General features: G+C 74.9%; 2 protein-coding genes (1 of these 2 cut by a window edge). Both read left to right on the top strand.

From position 1 onward, the window contains the following. Positions 1-12,118, top strand: the 3' portion of a protein-coding gene (locus tag ABZ452_RS29795) for an SDR family NAD(P)-dependent oxidoreductase (RefSeq protein ID WP_357949924.1). 8,240 nt of this gene lie to the left of the window's left edge; the window shows 12,118 of its 20,358 coding nt (coding positions 8,241-20,358); the start codon falls outside the window, past its left edge; the stop codon is at positions 12,116-12,118. Further along, the gene (locus ABZ452_RS29790) at positions 12,115-23,721 is read left to right on the top strand and encodes an SDR family NAD(P)-dependent oxidoreductase (protein ID WP_357949922.1); all 11,607 of its coding nucleotides are present in this window, start codon (positions 12,115-12,117) and stop codon (positions 23,719-23,721) included. The genes ABZ452_RS29795 and ABZ452_RS29790 overlap by 4 nt, the downstream gene beginning before the upstream one ends.

The raw sequence follows: 23,721 nt of genomic DNA, 5'->3' as shown, positions 1-23,721 counted from the left end.
GGAGGGCACGGTCCTCATCACCGGCGGTACGGGCGGACTGGGTGCGCTGCTGGCCCAGCATCTCGCGGCGACCGGCCGGGCCCGGCGGCTGCTGCTGGCGAGCCGGCGTGGCGGCGACGGCGCCGGTGACCTGCTCGACCGGCTGGCCGAGGCGGGCGCCGAGGTGACCGTCGCGGCGTGCGACGTCACCGACCCGGACGCGGTGGCCGCCCTGGTCGCCGGAATCCCGACCGGGCACCCGCTCACGGCCGTCTTCCACACCGCCGGGGTGGTCGACGACGCGGCGCTGCACACCCTCACCGGCGCGCAACTGGACCGGGTGCTGGCCCCGAAGGTGGCCGGGGCGTGGCACCTGCACCGGGCGACGGCGGAGCTGCCCCTCGCCGCGTTCGTCACGTACTCCTCGGTGGCCGGCACGCTCGGCAGCGCCGGGCAGGGCAACTATGCCGCGGCGAACGCCTTCCTGGACGCCCTGGCGCAGCACCGCGCGGCCCGCGGCCTGCCGGGCGCCTCCCTCGCCTGGGGCCTGTGGGAGCGGGAGACCCGCATCACCCGGCATCTCGACGCGCGGGACCGGTCCCGGGCCGCCCGCCACGGTGTACGGCCGCTGACCGACGCGGCGGGCCTCGCCCTGCTCGACGCCGCGCTGGCGGACGGGCGGCCGCTGCTCGTGGCGGCCGACCTGGACGCGCGGACCCTGCCCGCGCTCCGGCCGTCCCGGGTACGGCCCAGCGCGGCGACCACCGCCGACGCCACCGGCCTGGCCGGTGTGTTGGCCGGGCTGGACCGCGCCGGGCAGGCACGGGTGCTGTCCCGGCTGGTCCGCACCGAGGTCGCCGCGGTGCTCGGCCACGCCGACGCCGACCAGGTCGAGCCCGACCGGGCGTTCAAGGACCTCGGGTTCGACTCGCTCACCGCCGTGGACCTGCGCAACCGGCTCACCGCGGCCACCGGCCTGCGGCTGCCCGCCACCCTGATCTTCGACCACCCCACCGCGGACGCCCTCGCCACCCACCTGCTCGCCGGACTGGCCCCCGCCGGCCGGCCGGCCGCCGGCCCGGCCACCGCCACCACCGCGCCGGTCGACGAACCCGTCGCCATCGTCGGCATGGCCTGCCGCTACCCGGGTGGCGTGAGCAACCCCGACCAGCTGTGGCAGCTCGTCGCCGGCGGGGTCGACGCCATCAGCGAGTTCCCCACCAACCGCGGCTGGCACCTCGACCGCCTGCACCACCCCGACCCCGACCACCCCGGCACCACCTACACACGCCACGGCGGCTTCCTGCACGACGCCGACGCCTTCGACGCCGACTTCTTCGGCCTCAGCCCGCGCGACGCCGCCGCGACCGACCCGCAGCACCGGCTGCTGCTCGAAACCGCCTGGGAGACCATCGAGAGCGCCGGCATCAACCCGCACGCCCTGCGGCACAGCGACACCGGCGTGTTCACCGGCATCATGTACGGCGACTACGGCGCCCGCCTGCAACACACGCCCGCCGACTACGAGGGTCACCTCAGCAACGGCAACGCCGGCAGCATCGCCTCCGGGCGGCTCGCGTACACGCTGGGGTTGCAGGGGCCGGCGCTCACCGTCGACACCGCCTGCTCGTCGAGCCTGGTCACCGCCCACCTCGCCATCCAGGCGCTGCGCAACGGCGACTGCACGCTCGCCCTGGCCGGCGGGGCGACCGTGATGGCCACCCCCGGCACGTTCATCGAGTTCGCCCGCCAGCGCGGGCTGGCCGCCGACGGGCGGTGCAAGTCCTTCGCGGACGCCGCCGACGGCACGGGCTGGAGCGAAGGGGTGGGCCTCATCCTGCTGGAGCGACTGTCGGACGCCCAGCGCAACGGCCACCACGTCCTCGCGGTCATCCGCGGGTCGGCGGTGAACCAGGACGGCGCCAGCAACGGACTGACCGCGCCGAACGGTCCCGCCCAGCAGCGGGTCATCCGCCAGGCCCTGGCCAACGCCCGCCTCACCCCCACTGACATCGACGCCGTCGAAGCCCACGGCACGGGTACGACCCTCGGTGATCCCATCGAGGCCCAGGCGCTGCTGGCCACCTACGGGCAGGACCGGACCGAACCGCTCTGGCTCGGGTCGATCAAGTCCAACATCGGGCACACCCAGGCCGCCGCCGGCGTCGCCGGCATCATCAAGATGGTCCAGGCACTACGACACGGCGAGCTGCCCAAGACGTTGCACGTCGACGCGCCCTCGACGCACGTGGACTGGTCGGCCGGGGCGGTCGCCCTGCTCACCGACAACACCCCCTGGCCCGACCACGACCGGCCCCGCCGCGCCGCCGTCTCCTCCTTCGGCATCAGCGGCACCAACGCCCACCTGATCATCGAACAGGCCCCCACCCCCGATCTCAGCGGCGGCGCCCCCGAGGCAGGCCGACCGACCGCGGCCGGCTCGGCAGCAACCGGCTCGGCAGCAACCGGCTTGGCAGTGGCCGAGGCAGCGGCCCCGGACGCGACGGCGAAGGCCGGCCGGTCGGCTGCGGGCGGTGGCGCGCCGGGCCTCGTCCCCAGCCGGTCGGCTGCGGGCGGTGGCGCAACGGGCCTCGTCCCACCGTGGCTGTTGTCGGCGAAGACGCCGGCCGCGCTGCGCGCCCAGGCCGCACGGCTGGCCGCGCACCTCGACCAGCACCCCGAGCTGGAACCGGCCACCATCGCGCACGCCCTCGCCACCACCCGGGCCACGTTCATCCACCGGGCGGCGATCGTCCCGCCGCCCGACAGACCCGACAACGAGCCGCACACCGCCGCCGACCTCATCGCTGCCCTGCACGCCCTCGCCACCGGCGGCTCGCACCCGAACCTGCTGAGCGGCACCACCGTCCGCGGCGGGAAGGTGGCGTTCCTGTTCACCGGCCAGGGCGCCCAGCACCCCGGCATGACCGCCGACCTGTACGCCCGCTTCCCGGTCTACGCCGACGCTCTGGACGAGGTCTGCGCCGCTCTGGACCCGCACCTGGACCACCCGCTGCGCGAGGTCATGTGCGGCGAGCACGCCGACCTGCTCGGGCAGACGCGCTACACCCAGCCGGCCCTGTTCGCGGCGGAGACCGCCATGGTCCGGCTCCTCGACAGCTTCGGAGTGCGACCCGACTTCCTCATCGGGCACTCCATCGGCGAGCTGACCGCCACGCACATCGCCGGCGTCCTAAACCTTGACGACGCCGCACGATTGGTCGCCACCCGGGCCCGACTCATGCACGCCATGCCGCCCGGGGCCATGCTCGCCGTCACCGCGCCCCTGGACCGCATCCAACCCCTCCTGGACGCATATCCGGACGTGAGCCTGGCCGGGCACAACAGCCCCACCTCACTCGTCCTCGCCGGCAACCCCGACGACATCGAGTCGATCGCCAGTCACCTGGCCGCGGACGGGGTGCGAGCGCGGAAGCTGCACGTCGCCCATGCCTTCCACTCCGCACACACCGACCCGATCCTCGACGACTTCCGGGAAGCAGCCGCGCAGGTCACCTACCGGCCGGCGGCGCTGCCCATCGTGTCCAACCTGACCGGACAGCTCGCCACTGACGAGCAACTGTCCGACCCCGACTACTGGACGCGGCACATCCGCGAGACGGTGTCCTACGCCGCCGGCACCGAGACCCTGCACAGCCTCGGCGTCACCCACTACATCGAAGTCGGCCCGGACGCGACCCTGAGCACCCTCACCCAGGAAACCCTCACCGACGCCACCGCCATCCCCACCCAGCAGCGCGGACACGACGGCACCACGACACTGCTCACCGCGCTCGCCACCGCCCACACCAGCGGCATCGACGTCGACTGGACACCCCTGCTCCCCGCGACCCCCACCCCACCCGTCCCGCTGCCCACCTACCCGTTCCAGCACCGGCGCTACTGGCTGCACGCCGACGCCACCGTCACCGATGCCACCGACCTCGGTCTCAGCAGCGCCGGGCATCCCTTCCTGGGCGCCGCCATCGAACTCCCCCACCAGCAAGGACACCTCTACACCGGCAGGATCTCCACCGCCACCCACCCCTGGCTCGCCGACCACACCATCGCCGGCACCACCCTGCTACCCGGCACCGCCTTCGTCGACCTCGCCCTGCACGCCGGACACCACACCGGGCACCCCCACCTGGACGACCTCACCATCGAGACCCCCCTCGCCCTCGACCCCGACACGAGCCGGCAGTTGCGGGTCGAGGTCGGGCCGGCCGGGGAGTCGGGACAGGCGTCCCTGGTGATCAGTTCCCGCGTCCAGGACGACCCGGACGGCGAGTGGGCCGTGCACGCGACCGGTGGACTGTCGTACGGGTCGGTGGTGGCGGCCGATCCGTTCCCGGCCTGGCCGCCCGCCGGTGCCACGCCCATCGACGTCGAGCTGATGTACACGGGGTTCGCCGATGCGGGCGTGGACTACGGGCGCGCGTTCCGGGGCGTACGGGCCGCCTGGCGGGACGGCGGGACGGTCTACGCCGAGGTCGAGGTGCCGGAGGACCTCGCCAGCGCCGGGTACGGCATCCACCCAGCCCTGCTCGACGCCGCCCTGCATCCCCTCGTCCTGCTCGATGACGCCGACCGGGGCGTACGGCTGCCGTTCGAATGGTCGGACGTCTCGCTGCCCGCCGGAGGGTCCCGTTCGCTGCGGGTCCGGCTCACCCGCATGGCACCGGAGAGCGTCGCCGTGGATGCCGTGGACCCGGCCGGTGCTCCTGCCGTGCGGCTCGGGCGGCTGACGCTGCGCGCCGCGTCCACGGGCGACATCGACCCGCATGCCGCCGCCCTCTACCGGACCACATGGGTTCCGGTGCCGACGCCGGCTCCGGCAGCGGCGCCGCCGGCCGTCGACCTGCCGGGCCTCGACGACCTGCTCGACGGCCCGGAGCCGGTCCCGGCGGTGGTGGTCGTGCGCCCCACGACGCCGCGTCAGGAGGTCGTCACCGGGACGCATGACCTGGTGGACCGTACCCTGGCGGCCCTGCGCCGCTGGTTGTCCGACGACCGGGCCGCGGCGAGCCGCCTGGTCGTCGTGACCCGCGGCGCGCTCGCCGTGCGGCCGGGCGACGCCGTCACCGACCTGCCCGCGGCGGCGCTGTGGGGGCTCGTCCGCTCGGCGCAGTCGGAGAACCCGGAGCGGGTGATTCTCGTCGACACCGACCTGGCCGGTGACGAACTGCTCGCGGCGGCCGCCGCCACCGGTCGGCCTCAACTGGCCGTCCGCGACGGCGCGCTGTTCGTCCCGCGGGTGGCCCGGATGAGCGCCACGGCCGCCGGGGACGGCGGTGCCGCAGCGTGGGATCCGGAGGGAACGGTCCTGATCACCGGTGGCACCGGCACCCTCGGCGCCCTGCTCGCCGAACACCTCACCACCACCGGCCGCACCCGACACCTCCTGCTCGCCAGCCGCCGCGGCCCCGGCGCCCCCGGCGCCCCCGAACTGGCCACCCGGCTTCAGGACCTCGGCGCCACCGTCACCACCGTCGCCTGCGACACCACCGACCCCGACCAGGTGCAATCACTCCTCGCCGGCATCCCCGCCGAACACCCCCTCACCGCCGTGTTCCACACCGCCGGCACCACCGACGACGCCACCCTCACCACCCTCACCCCGGAACAGGTCCACACCGTCCTAAAGCCCAAAGTCGACGCCGCCTGGCACCTGCACCACGCCACCCTCGACCTCGACCTCGCCGCGTTCGTCCTCTACTCCTCCGCCGCCGGCGCCCTCGGCAGCCCCGGACAAGCCAACTACGCCGCCGCCAACACCTACCTCGACGCCCTCGCCCACCACCGCCACACCGCAGGCCTACCCGCCACCAGCCTCGCCTGGGGACTCTGGGCCCACACCAGCAACATCACCGCCACCCTCGACACCACCGACCAGACCCGGATAACCCGCGCCGGCATCCTCCCCCTGCCCACCCACGAAGCCCTACGACTGCTCGACACCGCCCTGCACACCGGCCACCCCACCCTCATCCCCGCCAAGCTCACCCCCACCGCCCTGCGCCTGCTCAACCCCGCCCCGGAACGGCGGGCCGCCGCCGTCGCAGCCGGTGGCCTCGCCGGCCGGCTCGCCGGCCTCGACCAGACCGAGCGGGCCCGTCACCTCCTGGAGCTGGTCCGCACCGAGGTCGCGGCCGTGCTCGGCCACGTCGACGCGGACGCCGTCGACCCACGGCGGGCCTTCCGGGAACTGGGCTTCGACTCACTCACCGCCGTGAACCTGCGCAACCAGCTCGCCACCGCCACCGGCCTGCGGCTCCCCGCCACCCTGGTCTTCGACCACCCCACCGCCGAAGCCCTCGCCGACCACCTCCTGACCCGGTTCGCGCCGACCGCTTCCGGCCCCGTCGCGCCGGCCGCCGCCAGCGCACCCGATGACGAGCCGATCGCGATCGTCGGGATGGCCTGCCGCTACCCGGGCGGGGTGGGTTCACCGGAGGATCTGTGGCAGCTCGTCGCGGGCGGCGTCGACGCGATCAGCGGCTTCCCGACCAACCGCGGCTGGGACCTGACCGGCCTGTACGACCCCGACCCCGAGCACCCCGGCACCACGTACGCGCGGTACGGCGGGTTCCTGCACCACGCCGACGAGTTCGACAACGACTTCTTCGGCATCAGCCCCCGCGAAGCCGCCGCCACCGACCCCCAACAGCGGCTCCTGCTCGAAACCGCCTGGGAAGCCCTGGAACGGGCCGGCATCGACCCGAACCGGCTACGCGCCAGCGCGACCGGGGTGTTCACCGGCGTCATGTACAACGACTACGCCAGCCGCCTGCAGAACCAGGCTCCGGCCGGGTACGAGGGCTACCTCGGCAACGGCAGCGCGGGCAGCATCGCCTCCGGCCGCCTGGCGTATACCCTCGGGCTGCAGGGGCCGGCGGTCACCATCGACACGGCGTGCTCGTCGTCGCTGGTCGCCACCCACCTCGCCATCCAGGCGCTGCGCAACGGCGACTGCAGTCTCGCGTTGGCCGGCGGCGTGACCGTCATGGCCACGCCGACCACGTTCGTGGAGTTCAGTCGGCAGCGCGGGCTTGCTCCGGACGGGCGGTGCAAGCCGTTTGCCGAGGCCGCCGACGGCACCGGCTGGGGCGAAGGCGCCGGACTGATCCTGCTGGAACGCCTGTCGGACGCCCGCCGCAACGGCCACCGGGTACTCGCCGTCATCCGTGGATCGGCCGTCAACCAGGACGGCGCCAGCAACGGGCTGACCGCACCGAACGGCCCCTCGCAGCAGCGCGTGATCCAGCAGGCCCTGGCCAACGCCGGACTCACCCCCACCGACGTCGACGCCGTCGAAGCCCACGGCACCGGGACCGCCCTGGGCGACCCGATCGAAGCTCAGGCGTTGCTGGCGACCTACGGACAGGACCGCGACGAGCCGTTGTGGCTGGGGTCGATCAAGTCGAACATCGGTCACACCCAGGCCGCCGCCGGTGTCGCCGGCATCATCAAGATGGTCCAGGCCATCCGCCACGGAACCCTGCCGAAGACCCTGCACATCGACACACCCTCGTCCCACGTGGACTGGGACACCGGGGACGTCGCGCTGCTCACCGAGAACACCGCGTGGCCTGACCACGACCGGCCCCGCCGCGCCGCCGTCTCCTCCTTCGGGATCAGTGGCACCAACGCCCACTTGATCATCGAACAGGCGCCGCCGGCGGCGGGGCCCGCGGTGAACGGCGAAGCGACGGCCGCAGCGAACGGGGAAGCAGCCCCCGAGGGGAACGACGCAATGGCCGCGGGGAACGGGAAAGCGGCACCCGCGACGACCGCAGAAGCAACGCCCGCGCTGCCCTGGCTGCTCTCGGCCAAGACCCCCACTGCGCTGCGGGACCAGGCCGCCAACCTCGCCGCCCACCTCGACCAGCACCCCGACCTCGACCCCGACGCGGTCGCCGCCGCCCTGCTCACCACCCGCACCGCCTTCACCGAACGCGCCGCCGTGCTCCCCACCGACGACCCCACCCAGGCACTGCGCGCCCTCGCCGCCGACCGGCCGCACCCCGCCCTGCTCCAGCACACCGCCGCGCACACCGGCCGGACGGTGTTCGTGTTCCCCGGCCAGGGCGGCCAATGGCTCGGCATGGGCCGCGAACTCGCCACCCAGAGCCCGGTCTTCGCCGCCCACCTCGACGCCTGCGCCGATGCGCTACGGCCCTACGTGGACTGGGACCTGCACGCCGTGCTGCACGACGACGACCCGGACTGGCTGACCCGGGTGGACGTGGTCCAGCCGGTGCTGTTCGCCGTCATGACCGGCCTCGCGGCGCTGTGGCGGCATCACGGGGTCATCCCCGACGCCGTGATTGGCCACTCCCAAGGCGAAATCGCCGCCGCCTGCGCCGCCGGAGCCCTGCCCCTGGCGGACGCGGCCAAGGTCGTCGCACTACGCGCCCAGGCGCTGCGGGCCCTGATCGGCCAAGGTGACATGGCCTCTCTCGCCCTGCCCGCGGACCAGGTCACCGGACTCCTGCACACCATCACGACCGCCGGCGACGACCGCACGAAGAGCCGCCGCGCCGCGCGACGCGGAAAAGCCCACCTCACCACCGTCAACGGACCCGCGGCCACCGCCGACGGACCCGCGGCCACCGCCGACGGATCCGCGGCCACCGCCGACGGACCCGCCGCCACCGCCGACGGATCCGCCGCCATCGTCAACGGACCCGCCGCCACCGCCGACCGACCCGCGGCCACCGCCGACGGATCCGCCGCCACCGCCGACGGACCCGACGCCACTCCCCGGGCCTACATCGCCACCGTCAACGGACCCAACGCCACGGTGATCGCGGGCGACCCCGACGCCGTCGCGGCGATCGTCGCCCACTGCAAGGAGCAGGACATCCCCGCCCGCATCCTGCCGGTCGGCTACGCCTCCCACACCCCCCACGTCGAAGTACTGCGCGACGAAATCCTTGCCGCCCTCGACGGTGTCACCCCAGCCCCCGCCGACGTCGCGTTCTACTCGACGTTCACCGGCGACCGCATCGACACCGACACCCTCACCACCGACTACTGGTACGACAACCTCCGCCACCCGGTCCAATTCCAGACCGCCACCGAAGCACTCCTACGCGACGGCCACACCACCTTCATCGAAATCAGCCCCCACCCCGTCCTCATCCAACCCATCGAGGACACCGCCGACCAGCGCGACATCATCGCCCTGCCCAGCATGCGCCGCGACACCACCCACCAACTCACCACCGCGCTCGCCACCGCACACACCCACGGCCTCCCCGTCGACTGGCGGCTCCCGGCAACGACACCCCAGGTCGACCTACCCACCTACCCCTTCCAACGCCAGCGCTACTGGCTCCAGGCCCCACCCACCATCAGCCAGGCCAGCGACCTCGGCCAGGACCCGGCCAACCACCCCCTCCTCGCCGCCGCCATCGAACTCCCCGACCACCAGGGACACCTCTTCACCGGCCGACTCACTCTCGACCGGCAACCCTGGATCGGCGACCACGCCGTCACCGACACCGTCCTGCTGCCCGGCACCGCCTACGTCGACCTCGCCCTGCACGCCGGCCACCACACCGCACACCCCCACCTCGACGACCTCACCATCGAAACCCCGCTGATCCTCGACACCGACAGCGACCTGCAACTACACGTCGAGGTCGGCCCCGAGCAGGTGGACGGGAGCCAGACCGTCGCCGTGCGCTCCAGGGCGAGCGCCGCGCCGGGCTGGACCACCCACGCCACCGGCACCCTCACCCGCGAACCCGCCGACGTCGACGCCGCGCCCGCGTCGTGGCCGCCCGCCGATGCCACCCCGGTCGACACCGCCGGCCTGTACGACGGGCTCGACGCGGCCGGCATCTCGTACGGGACGGCGTTCCGGAACCTGCGCCGGGCGTGGCGGCGCGACGACGACGTCTACGCGGAGGTGGAACTGCCGGCCGCGCTCAGCCCGGGCGGCCACCGCATCCATCCGGCCCTGCTCGACGCCGCCCTGCACCCCGCCGCGCTCGTCGCGGACGACGACGCGGTCATGCTGCCCTTCTCCTGGCGGGGCGTCTCGGTGCACGCCGACGCCCCGGCCGCGCTGCGGGTACGCATCCAGCGACCGGCCCCCGACGCCGTCCGGCTCGCCGCGTGGGATTCGACCGGCGCCCCGGTGGTGGCCGTGGACACCATGACCGCCCGGCCGCTGAGGGCCGCGCAGCTCGGCGCGGCGGCCACCCGGATCCCGGCGGACTCGCTCTTCGCGGTGGAGTGGACACCGGTCGACGGCCGGCGCGGGGAGCCGGTGGACGCCGGCCGGTGGGCCGTGCTGGACCCGGACGGCCGGGACGGCGTCACCCTGCCCGGCGCCGAACGCCTGGCCACCCTCGCCGTGCTGGGCGACCGTCTGGAGCGCGGCGAATCCGCCCCCGACCTGCTGATCGTCCCGGTCCCGACCGCCCCGGACGGGCAGCCGCCCGCGCGGGTCCGACTCGTCCTCGACGAGCTGCTCACCCTGCTGCGCGACTGGTCCGCGGACGAACGGCTGGCCGCCGTCCGACTGGCCGTGGTCACCCGAGGCGCGGTGGCCGCCGGCGCGGACCAGGGTGTACGCGATCTGGCCGGCGCGGCCGCCTGGGGGCTGGTCACCACGGCCCAGTCGGAGAACCCGGGACGGATCACGCTGATCGACCTGGACGACGACGAGGCGTCCGCGCGGGCCCTGCCGGACGCGCTGGCCGGGGAGGATCCACAGCTCTGCCTGCGCGGCGGGACGGCGCTACGTCCGCGACTCGTCCGGGCCGCTGTGGACGTACCCGAGCCGGAGCGGGCGCCCGGCGGCGGTGGCACCGTCCTGGTGACCGGCGGCACCGGCACCCTCGGTGAGCTCGTCGCCCGGCACCTGGCCCGGAGCCGCCGCGCCCGCCACCTGCTGCTGGTCAGCCGGCGCGGGCCGGCGGCGCCCGGGGCGCCCGAGCTGGCCGCCGAGCTGCGGGAACTGGGCGTCGAGGTCACCGTCGCCGCGTGCGACACGGCCGACGAGCGGGCGCTGGCGCGGGTGATCGCCGACATTCCGGCGGACCGGCCGCTCACCGCGGTCATCCACGCGGCCGGCGTCCACGACGGCGGCCTGGCGCCCACGCTGACCCGCGAGCAGGTGGAGCGGGTGCTGCGACCCAAGGTGGACGCGGCCTGGAACCTGCACCGGCTGACCCGGCACCTGGACCTGACCGCGTTCGTGCTCTTCTCCTCGGCGGCGGGGCTGCTCGGTAGCCCCGGCCAGGCCAACTACGCCGCCGCCAACACCTTCCTCGACGCGCTGGCCGGGCAGCGGCGCGCGGCGGGCCTGCCCGGCACCTCGGTGGCCTGGGGGGTGTGGGCGCACGACGCCGGGATGGCCGGTGACCTGGGCAGCGCCGACCGGGCCCGGATGGCCCGCTCGCGGATCCTGCCGCTGCCCGTCCGGCACGGCCTCGCCGTCCTCGACGGGGTGATGGGCGGTGCGGGCACCCCGGTGCTGGTGGCCGCCCGGCTCGACCTGTCCACCCCGCCGGACGCGGCGCAGCGGGCGTCGATCCCGCCGCTGCTCGCCCCGCTGGTGCCGGCCGCGCCGGCCGGCCCGGCGGCCGACCCGGCGGCGCTGGTCGACCGGGTCGCGCAGCTGCCGGAGGGCGAGCGGGAACAGGTCCTGCAGGATCTGGTACGCGACCACGTGGCCGCCGTCCTCGGACACACCTCCGGCCAGTCGGTCGACGCGGACCGGGCGTTCAAGGAACTCGGCTTCGACTCGATCACGGCGGTGGAACTGCGCAACCGGCTCAACCACCAGACCGGCCTGCGCCTACCGGCGACGCTGGTCTTCGACTACCCGACGGTCGGCACGCTCGCCGCGCACCTGCACACCCGGCTGGCGCCCCCGGTCGTCGCCCCGTCGGCCCGGGCGCTCGCCCAGCTCGACGAACTCGCGGCGCTGATCGCGACGATCCCCGGCGGCGACACCGGGCAGGAGGTCGTGGCCGCGCGGCTGCGTTCGCTGCTGGCGAGCGTCGGCAGCCGGAACCCGGAACCGGGCGACGACGACCTGCTGTCGGCGACCACCGAGGAGCTCTTCGACGTGCTCGACAACGAACTCGGACTCCACCAGGGCGGTGAGCTGCGATGAACGCCAGGACCCAGCGGGCCGAGGTCACGGTCAGCCAGGAGAAGCTGCACGACTACCTGCTGCGGGCCACGACCGACCTGCGGCAGACCAGGCGGCGCCTGCGGGAGTACGAGGAGCGGGCGCGGGAGCCCATCGCCATCGTGGGCATGGGCTGCCGTTTCCCGGCCGGCAGCACCTCGCCGGAGCGGTTGTGGGAGCTGCTGGTGGCGGGACAGGACGCCGTGACCGGCTTCCCGGCCGGCCGCGGCTGGGACACCGACCGGCTCTACGATCCCGATCCCGACAACCCCGGCAGCTCCTACGTCCGCACCGGCGCGTTCGTCACCGATGCCGACCAGTTCGACGCCGACTTCTTCGGCATCAGCCCGCGGGAGGCCCTGGCAACCGACCCGCAGCAGCGGATCCTGCTGGAGGTTGCCTGGGAGACCCTGGAACGTGCCGGCCTCGATCCGGCCGGGCTCCGCAGCAGCAGCACGGGCGTCTTCGTCGGGACGAACGGCCAGGACTACGTCAAGCACCTCTCCGGCGCGGTCCCCGACGTCGAGGGGTTCCTGGCCACCGGCAACATCGCGAGCGTCGTGTCGGGTCGCATCTCGTATGTGCTCGGGCTCGAAGGGCCGGCGGTGACCGTGGACACGGCCTGCTCGTCGTCGCTGGTCGCCACCCACCTCGCCATCCAGGCGCTGCGCAACGAGGAATGCACCCTGGCCCTGGCGGGCGGCGTGACCATCATGGCCACGCCGACCACCTTCGTGGAGTTCAGTCGGCAGCGCGGGCTGGCCCCGGACGGCCGGTGCAAGCCGTTCGCCGAGGCCGCCGACGGCACCGGCTGGGGCGAAGGCGCCGGACTGATCCTGCTGGAACGCCTCTCCGACGCCCGACGCAACGGCCACCAGGTGCTCGCCGTCATCCGCGGCTCCGCGGTCAACCAGGACGGCGCCAGCAACGGACTCACCGCGCCGAACGGGCCCTCCCAGCAGCGGGTCATCCAGCAGGCCCTGGCCAACGCCCGCCTCACCCCCACCGACGTCGACGCCGTGGAAGCCCACGGCACCGGCACCACCCTCGGCGACCCCATCGAAGCCCAGGCCCTGCTCGCCACCTACGGGCAGAACCGCGACGAGCCGCTCTGGCTGGGGTCAATCAAATCGAACATCGGCCACACCCAGGCCGCGGCCGGAGTCGCCGGGATCATCAAGATGGTCCAGGCCATCCGCCACGGAACGCTGCCGAAGACGTTGCACGTCGACGCCCCTTCGTCGCACGTGGACTGGGACACCGGGGACGTCGCCCTGCTCACCGACGCCCGACCCTGGCCGGATCACGACCGGCCCCGCCGCGCCGGCGTCTCCTCCTTCGGCATCAGCGGCACCAACGCCCACCTCATCATCGAACAGGCCCCGGCCACGGCGCCCACGATGAACGGCGAAGCGACGGCCGCAGCGAACGGGGAAACAGCGCCCGCGCGGAACGAAGCAATGGCCGCGGCGAACGGGAAAGCGGCACCCGCGACGACCGCAGAAGCAACGCCCGCGCTGCCCTGGCTGCTCTCGGGGAAAACCCCGGCCGCGCTGCGGGACCAGGCCACCAACCTCGCCACCCACCTCGACCAACACCCGGATCTGGACCCCGACGCGGTCGCCGCCGCCCTGCTCACCACCCGCACCACCTTCACCGAACGCGCCGCCGTGCTCCCCACCGACGACCCCACCCAGGCACTGCGCGCCCTCGCCACCGACCGGCCGCACCCCGCCCTGCTCCAGCACACCGCCACCCACACCGGCCGGACCGTGTTCGTGTTCCCCGGCCAGGGCGGGCAATGGCTCGGCATGGGCCGCGAACTCACCACCCACAGCGAGGTCTTCGCCGCCCACCTCGACGCCTGCGCCGATGCGCTACGGACCTACGTCGACTGGGACCTACGCGAGGTGCTGCACGACGACAACCCGGACTGGCTCACCCGCGTCGACGTGGTCCAACCGGTGCTGTTCGCCGTCATGACCGGACTCGCCGCCGTCTGGCGGCACCACGGGATCACCCCCGACGCGGTGATTGGCCACTCCCAGGGCGAGATCGCCGCCGCCCACACCGCCGGAGCCCTCACCCTGGCCGACGCCGCGAAGATCGTCGCCCTACGGGCTCAAGCCCTGCGGGCGCTCATCGGACACGGCGACATGGCCTCCCTCGCCCTACCCGCCGACCAGGTCACCGAACTCCTGGCCGCCTTCGACGGACGGGCGCACATCGCCACCGTCAACGGACCCAACGCCACCGTCATCGCCGGCGACCCCGACGCCGTCGCCGCGATCGTGGCCCACTGCACGGAGCGCGACATCCCCGCCCGCATCCTGCCGGTCGGCTACGCCTCCCACACCCCGCACGTCGAAGCACTGCGCGACGAGATCCAGGCCGCCCTCGACGGGATCACCCCCACCCCCACCGACGTCGCCTTCTACTCCACCTACACCGGCGACCGCATCGACACCGACACCCTGAGCGCGGACTACTGGTACGACAACCTCCGCCACCCGGTCCAATTCCAGACCGCAACGGAGGCGCTGCTTCGCGACGGCCACACCACGTTCGTCGAGGTCAGCCCCCACCCCGTGCTCATCCAGCCCATCGAGGACACCCTGGGCGACCGTGACGCAGTCACCATCCCCACCCTGCGCCGGGACGCCACCCACCAACTCACCACCGCCCTCGCCACCGCACACACCCACGGCCTCTCCGTCGACTGGCGGCTCCCGGCGACGACACCCCAGGTCGACCTGCCCACCTACCCCTTTCAACGCCAGCGCTACTGGCTCCAGGCCCCACCCACCATCAGCGACGCCGCCGACCTCGGCCAAACCTCCGCCGAACACCCCCTCCTCGCCGCCGCCATCGAACTCCCCGACCAGCAGGGACACCTGTTCACCGGCCGACTCACCCTCGACCGGCAACCCTGGATCCGCGACCACACCGTCACCGGCACCGTCCTGCTCCCCGGCACCGCCTACGTCGACCTCGCCCTGCACGCCGGCCACCACACCGCACACCCCCACCTCGACGAGCTCACCATCGAAACGCCGCTCACCCTCGACACGGACAGCGACCTGCAACTACACATCGAAGTCGGACCCGAGCAGCAGCCGGGACACCGCCCCATCACCATCCACAGCCACCAGCACGACACCTGGACCCGACACGCCACCGGCACCCTCACCAGCACCGCACCAGCACCCGGACCGGCCACCCCGAGCGAATGGTCACCACCCGGCGCCACCCCTGTCGACCTCACCGGCTTCTACGACACCCTCGCCGGCACCGGCCTCCACTACGGCCCCGCCTTCCAAGGCGTCCAAGCCGTCTGGCGCGACGGCGACACCCTCCACGCCGACATCCACCTGCCCGACGACCAGGACACCACCGGCCACGGCATCCACCCCGCCCTGCTCGACGCCGCCCTGCACCCGATGGCCGCGACCGCCACCGACCCGAAGCTGCCGTTCTCCTGGGCCGGGGTCACGCTGCACGCCGTCGGCGCCCGGCACCTGCGGGTCCGGCTCGAAGCGACCGGCGACGACACCCTCCGGCTGCACGCCACCGACCCCACCGGCGCGCCCGTCGTCACCGTCGACGCCCTCACCGTCCGGCCCCTGCCCGCCGGACACCTCGGCGGCGACCGCACCGTCCGGGAGAGCCTGTTCCAGCTCGACTGGAAGCCCGTCGCCCCGCCCGCCGGCGAGCACCCGGTCCCCGAGGTCCTGGACGTGGCCGGGGCTCGGCTGCTGCTGGCCGGCGCCGGGCCGCTGCCCGAGGTGGTTGTCATCGCGGTGCCGACGTCGGACGACCCGGACCTGCCGGCGGCGGCGCACGCCACCGGGGAGGAGCTGCTCGGCCTGCTCCAGGCCTGGTCCGCCGGCGAGCGGGGGCACGAGGGCCGGCTGGTCGTGCTGACCTGTGGCGCGGTCGCCGCGTACCCCGGGGAGGACGTCCCCGGCCTGGCCGCCTCGGTCGGGTGGGGGCTGGTCCGGGCCGCGCAGTCGGAGCACCCGGACCGGTTCGTCCTCGTCGACCACGACGGCCACCGGGCGAGCCGGGACGCGCTCGCGGCGGCCGTCGCGACCGGCGAGCCGCAGCTCGCCGTCCGGCAGGGCACCCTGCTGGTGCCGCGACTCGGCCGGCCCCGGGCCGGGGCCGCGCTGGTCGCGCCCGCCGAGGGCCGCTGGCGGCTGGCCGTGGCGACGGAAGGGTCGTACGCGGGGCTGGCGCTCGCCCCGGCCGACGCGCTGCCGGAGACGCCCGGACCGGGCGAGGTCCGGGTCGCGGTGCGCGCCGCCGGCCTGAACTTCCGGGACGCCATGGCGGCGCTCGGGACGTACCCGGGCAGCGTGGAGCTGGGCAGCGAGGCGGCCGGTGTGGTGACCGCGGTCGGGGTCGGGGTGACCGACCTGGCCGTGGGCGACCGGGTGATGGGCCTGTTCACCGGGGCGCTGACCCAGGTCGCGGACGTGGACCGGCGGTTCCTGGCGCCGGTGCCGCCGGGCTGGTCGGACGTGGCGGCGGCCACCGCGCCGGTCGCCTTCGTGACCGCGTACCACGCGCTGCGGGACCTGGCGGAGATCCGGGCCGGCGAGTCGCTGGTCGTGCACGCCGCCGCCGGTGGGGTCGGCGCCGCCGCCGTGCAGCTGGCCCGGCTCTGGCAGCTCGACCTGTACGGCACGGCCAGCCCCGGCAAGTGGGCGGCGCTGGCCGGACAGGGCCTCACCGGTGAGCGCGTCGCCTCGTCCCGCGACACGCGCTTCGAGGCGACGTTCCGGGCCGCGACGGGCGGGCGCGGAGTGGACGTCGTGCTGAACGCCCTGGCCGGGGAGTTCGTCGACGCGTCGCTGCGGCTGCTCGCTCCGAACGGCCGGTTCGTCGAGATGGGCAAGACCGACGTCCGCGACGCCGAGCAGGTGGCGGCCCGCCATGGCGGGGTGCGGTACCGGGCGTTCGACGTGACCGAGGCGGGACCGGACCGGATCCAGGAGATCCTCGTCGAGCTGTCCGGGCTCTTCGCCTCCGGCCGGCTGCGGCCCCTCCCGGTGACCGCCCGGGACGTACGGCTGGCGCCGGCCGCCCTGCGCGAGCTGGGCCAGGGCCGGACGGTCGGCAAGCTGGCGGTGACCGTGCCGCGCCGGCTGCGCGCCGGCGACGGGCGGCCGCTCGACCCGGACGGCAGCGTGCTGATCACCGGCGGGACGGGCACGCTGGGCGGCCTGGTCGCCACCCACCTGGTGCGGACAGGACAGACCGCGAACCTGGTGCTCGCCAGCCGCCGCGGCGCCGCCGCGGCCGGCGCGGACGAGCTGGTCGAGCGGCTGCGGGACGCCGGCGCGACGGTCACCATGGTCGCCTGCGACACCGCCGACCCGGCCGCCGTCGCCGACCTCGTCGCCGGCATACCGGCCGCCCACCCGCTCACGGCGGTGGTGCACGCCGCCGGCGGGTTGGACGACGCCACCGTCGGGTCGCTCAGCCCGGCGCAGTGGCACGCGGTGCTGCGCGCGAAGGTGGACGCGGCCTGGCACCTGCACCGGGCCACCGCGCACCTGGACCTCGCGGCGTTCGTGCTGTTCTCCTCGGCGGCCGGTGCGCTGGGCAACGCGGGGCAGGGCAACTACGCGGCCGGGAACACGTTCCTGGACGCCCTGGCGCACCACCGCGCGGCCCGTGGCCTGCCGGCGGTCAGCCTGGCCTGGGGCCCGTGGGCGCAGCGCAGCGGCCTGACCGGCGGGCTCGACGAGCGCGCCACCGGCCGGCTGGCCCGCGGCCTGCGCCCGCTCGGGACCGAGGAGGCGTTGCGCCTGCTCGACGCCGGGCTCGCCGGGGCGCAGCCCCATCTCGTACCCGTGGTGGTGGACCTGGCCGGGCTGCGGCGCCAGGTCGCCGGCGCGGGGCTGCCGGCGGTCCTCGCCGACCTGATACGCGCGCCCGCCCGCCGGGTCGCGTCGGCGCTCGACGGCGGGCCGACGCTGCGCGACCGGCTCGCGGCCCTCGACGACGCCGGCCGCCGCGACCACCTTCTCGACCTGGTACGGGCGCAGGCGGCGGCCGTGCTCGGCCACGACACCCCGGCCGGCGTGGCGGCGGGCCGGCCGTTCAAGGAGCTGGGGTTCGACTCGCTGACCGCGGTGGAGCTGCGCAACCGGCTCAACACGGCGACCGGGCTCCGGCTGCCGGCCACGCTGGTGTTCGACCACCCCACGCCGGAGGCGCTGGCCCGGTTCCTCGTCGCCGAGCTGGGCGGCGGCGCGCCGCTGCCCGTGGCGACGGCGGCACCGGCCGCGGCCGGGCTGGACGAGCCGGTGGCCATCGTGGGAATGGCCTGCCGGTATCCGGGCGCCGACTCGGCGGAGCAGCTCTGGTCGGCGATCCAGGCCGGGCTCGACGCCACCTCCACCATGCCGACCGACCGGGGCTGGGACATCGCCGGTATCTACTCGGCCGAGCCGCAGGCGGGACGCACGTACACCACGCGTGGGGCGTTCCTGCCCGACGCGGGCGGGTTCGACGCCGAGTTCTTCGGCATCAACCCGCGGGAGGCGCTGGCCACCGACCCGCAGCAACGGCTGCTGCTGGAGACGGCGTGGGAGGCGCTCGAACAGGCGGGGCTGGACCCGGCGGCGCTGCGGGGCAGCGCGACCGGGGTGTTCGCCGGTGTGGTGGCGCAGAACTACGCGCCGGCCTCGGTGGACGCGCACCCGGAGGTCGCCGGGTACCTGATGACCGGCAGCACCACCAGCGTGGCCTCGGGCCGGGTGGCGTACGCGTTCGGGTTCGAGGGGCCGGCGATCACCGTGGACACCGCCTGTTCGTCGTCGCTGGTGGCCACCCACCTGGCCGTGCAGGCCCTGCGGAACGGCGAGTGCACCCTGGCGCTGTCCGGTGGCGCGTCGGTGATGGCGGCGCCGGGCATCTTCGCCGAGTTCAGCCGCCAGCGCGGGCTGGCTCCCGACGGGCGGTGCAAGCCGTTCGCCGCGGCGGCGGACGGCTTCGCGCTCGGTGAGGGCGTGGGGCTGCTGGTGCTGGAGCGGCTCTCCGACGCCCGCCGCCACGGCCACCGGGTGCTCGCGGTGATCCGTGGATCGGCGGTCAACCAGGACGGGGCCAGCAACGGGTTGACCGCCCCGAACGGGCCGTCCCAGCAGCGGGTCATCCGCCAGGCCCTGGCCAACGCCCGCCTCACGCCCACCGACGTCGACGCCGTCGAGGCCCACGGCACCGGCACCAGCCTCGGCGACCCCATCGAGGCCCAGGCGCTGCTGGCCACCTACGGGCAGGACCGCGACGAGCCCCTGTGGCTCGGGTCGATCAAGTCGAACATCGGGCACACCCAGGCCGCGGCCGGCGTCGCCGGGATCATCAAGATGGTCCAGGCCCTCCGGCACGGCGTCCTGCCCCGGACGCTGCACGTCGACGCGCCCACCCCGCACGTCGACTGGACGTCCGGCGCGGTCGCCCTGCTCACCGAGAACACCGCGTGGCCGGAGCGCGGCCGGCCCCGCCGCGCCGGCGTCTCCTCGTTCGGCATCAGCGGCACCAACGCCCACCTGATCCTGGAGGAATCCCCGGCCCCCGCCGCCCGCCCGGCGCGGGTCCCGGCCGCGCCGCTGCCGTGGTTGCTCTCCGCCCGGACCCCGGCCGCGCTGCGGGACCAGGCCGACCGCCTGATCGCGTACGTGGGGCAGCACCCGGACGTCGAGGTCGACGGGGTGGCCGCGACGCTGCTGACCCGGTGCGGGTTCGCGCGGCGCGCGGCGGTGCTCCCCGGCAGCGATCCGATCGAGGCGCTGCGGGCCCTCGCCGCCGACCGGCCGCACCCCGCCCTGCTCCAGCACGCCGCCACGCACACCGGCCGGACGGTGTTCGTGTTCCCCGGCCAGGGTGGGCAATGGCTCGGCATGGGCCGCGAACTCGCCGAGCAGAGCGACGTGTTCGCCGCCCACCTCGACGCCTGCGCCGATGCGCTGCGGCCCTACGTCGACTGGGACCTGCGTGAGGTGCTGCACGACGACGACCCCGACTGGTTGACCCGCGTGGACGTGGTGCAGCCCGTGCTGTTCGCCGTCATGACCGGCCTCGCCGCCGTGTGGCGACACCACGGCATCACCCCCGACGCCGTCATCGGCCACTCCCAAGGCGAAATCGCCGCCGCCCACACCGCCGGCGCCCTCACCCTCAACGACGCCGCAAAGATCGTCGCCCTACGCGCCCAAGCCCTGCGGGCACTCATCGGCCGAGGTGACATAGCCTCCCTCGCCCTCCCCGCCGACCAGGTCACCGAACTCCTGGCCGCCTTCGACGGACGGGCGCACATCGCCACCGTCAACGGACCCAACGCCACCGTGATTGCCGGCGACCCGGAGGCAGTGGCGGCGATCGTGGCCCACTGCAAGGAGCAGGACATCCCCGCCCGCATCCTGCCGGTCGGCTACGCCTCCCACACGCCGCACGTCGAAGTACTGCGCGAGGAGATCCTCGCCGCCCTCGACGGTGTCACCCCCACCCCCACCGACGTCGCCTTCTACTCCACGTTCACGGGCGACCGCATCGACACCGACACCCTCACCACCGACTACTGGTACGACAACCTCCGCCACCCGGTCCAATTCCAGACCGCCACCGAAGCCCTGCTGCGAGACGGCCACACCACCTTCATCGAGGTCAGCCCCCACCCCGTGCTCATCCAGCCCATCGAGGACACCCTGGGCGACCGGGACGCAGTCACCATCCCCACCCTGCGCCGGGACGGCACCCACCAACTCACCACCGCGCTCGCCACCGCGCACACCCACGGGCTGCCCGTCGACTGGTCGCCGCTGCTGCCGGCCGGGGCGCCCCTGGTCGACCTGCCGAGCTACCCCTTCCAGCGGCAGTGGTACTGGCTGCACGCCGCCGCCACGGTCACCGACGCCGCCGACCTCGGCCAGACCACCACCGAACATCCGCTCCTCGCCGCCGCCATCGAACTCCCCGACCAGCAGGGACACCTGTTCACCGGACGGCTCACCCTCGACCGGCAACCCTGGATCGGCGACCACGCCGTCACCGGCACCGTCCTGCTGCCCGGCACCGCCTACGTCGACCTGGCCCTGCACGCCGGCCACCACGCCGGACACCCCTATCTGGACGAGCTGACCATCGAGGCTCCGCTCACCCTCGACGCCGACAGTGACGTGCGACTGCACGTCGAGGTCGGCCCGGACCAGCCGGACGGCCGGCGGACCCTCACCATCCGCACCCGTCCCACCGAGGACGACGCCTGGACCCGCCACGCCACCGGCACGCTCACCGGCGAACCGTCGCCGGCCGCCGCGGACTCCCCCGCCGCCTGGCCGCCCGCCGGGACGGTCCCCGTCGACAGCACCGACCTCTACGACACCCTCGCCGCCGCCGGCCTGCACTACGGCCCGGCGTTCCAGGGGGTCCGGGCTGTCTGGCGGGACGGGGACACCCTGCACGCCGAGGTCCAGCTCCCCGACGACGTGGGCGCCGACGGGTACGGCCTGCATCCCGCCCTGCTCGACGCCGCGCTGCACCCCGTCGCCGCCACCGCCGGCGAGCTGAAGCTCCCGTTCGCCTGGACCGGGGTCGCCCTGCACCGCACCGGCGCCCGGCACCTGCGGGTACGGCTCACCCCGACCGGCGACGACACCGTCCGGCTGCACGCCACCGACCCGGCCGGCGCCCCCGTCGTCACGGTAGACGGGCTCACCGTCCGCCCACTCCCCGCCGCCGACCTGCGCCGCCACAGCACCCGCGACGCACTCTTCCAGCTCGACTGGAAACCCAGCCCCGCCCCGATGACCGCGCTGACGGGCCGGGAACCGGTCCGGGACCTCGCCGGCCTGGCCGACCTCCTCGCCGCCGACGGACCGGCCCCGGCCCTGGTGCTCGTCGCGCCCGGTGCCCCGGACGGGTCCCCGCCGCGGGCGGTGGCGGAGCTGGTGAGCCGGACCGCCGAGGCGCTGCGGGCCTGGCTGGCCGACGACCGGTTCGCCACCAGCCGGCTGGTGGTGCTGACCCGGCAGGCCGTGGCGACCCGGCCCGACGAGGAGATCGGCGACCTCGCCGCGGCCGCCCTGTGGGGGCTGGTCCGCAGCGCCCAGTCGGAGCACCCCGACCGGTTCCTGCTCCTCGACCATGACGGCGAGCCCACGGGCGTACCCCTGGCCGAGCCGCAGGCGGCCGTCCGGGACGGCGCGGTGGTCGTACCCCGGCTGGTGCGGGCGGTCTCCCACGTGGAACCGGTGGTCTCCCCGCTCGACCCCGACGGCACGGTCCTGATCACCGGCGGCACCGGCACCCTCGGCGGCCTGCTCGCCGCCCACCTGCTCGACCGCCACCGGGTACGGCGGCTGGTGCTGACCAGCCGCCGCGGGGCCGACGCGCCCGGGGTGGCGGAGCTGGTGCGGCACCTCGACGAGCGGGGCGCGCGGGTGACGGTGGTGGCGGGGGACGTGGCCGACCCGGAGACGGTGGCCGCGGCGCTCGACTCGGTCGACCCCGACCACCCGCTGACGGCCGTCTTCCACGCCGCCGGGGTGCTCGACGATGCCGCCCTGCACAGCCTCACCGACCGGCAGATCCGGGACGTGCTCCGGCCCAAGGTGGACGGCGCCTGGCATCTGCACCGGGCCACCCGGGGCCTCGACCTGGCCGCGTTCGTGCTCTATTCGTCGGTGGCGGGCATACTCGGCGGCCCGGGTCAGGCTCACTACGCCGCCGCGAACACCTTCCTCGACGCGCTGGCCCACCACCGGCGCGCCGCCGGCCTGCCCGCCACCGCGCTGGCGTGGGGCTACTGGGCCGAGACCAGCGCGATGACCGGGACGCTGGGCGAGGTGGACCGGGCACGGATCGCCCGGGGCATGCGGCCCATGGCGACCGAGCTGGCCCTGGACCTGCTCGACGCCGCCCTGCCCGGCGACAAGCAGCCGGTGATCGTACCGGCGGCCCTGGACCTGGCGGCGCTGCGCGCCCACGCCGACGACCCAGGTCTCCCGCCGCTGCTGCGGTCCCTGCTTCCCGCGGCCCGGCCCCGGGTGGCCGCCCCGCCGCCCGACCTCACCGGGCTGGCCGAGGCGGAGCGCCGGCGGGTGCTGACCGGCCTGGTACGGGGCCACGTGGCCGCCGTCCTCGGTCACGCGGACGCCGACCAGGTGGCGCCCGACCGGGCGTTCCGGACCCTCGGCTTCGACTCGCTCACCGCCGTCGAGCTGCGCAACCGGTTGGCCGCGGCCACCGGACTGCGCCTGCCGGCCGCGCTGGTCTTCGACCACCCGACCGTGTCCGCGCTCGTGGAGCACCTGGTGGCGCGGACCGCCGGACCGGGCGACGGCGGCGCCGCCGCGGCGCTGCGCCACCTCGACGAGCTGGAGACGGCCGTGCTGGCCACCGGGGGCGGGCCCGCCGACGACGACCGGGTGACGATCGCCGGCCGGCTGCGCGCGCTGCTGGCGCGGCTGGACGGCGCGGACCGGCCCGCGGCGGCCGACGTGCGGGAGCGCCTGGACGCCGCCAGCGCCGACGAGATCTTCGCCTTCATCGACAACGACCTGGGTCGAGGCTGA

It is taken from the genome of Micromonospora sp. NPDC005707 (assembly GCF_040631005.1).
Taxonomy (GTDB): Bacteria; Actinomycetota; Actinomycetes; order Mycobacteriales; family Micromonosporaceae; genus Micromonospora.
The sequence above is the reverse complement of the archived record's forward strand: the minus strand, read 5'-3'. Positions and strand labels throughout refer to the sequence as shown.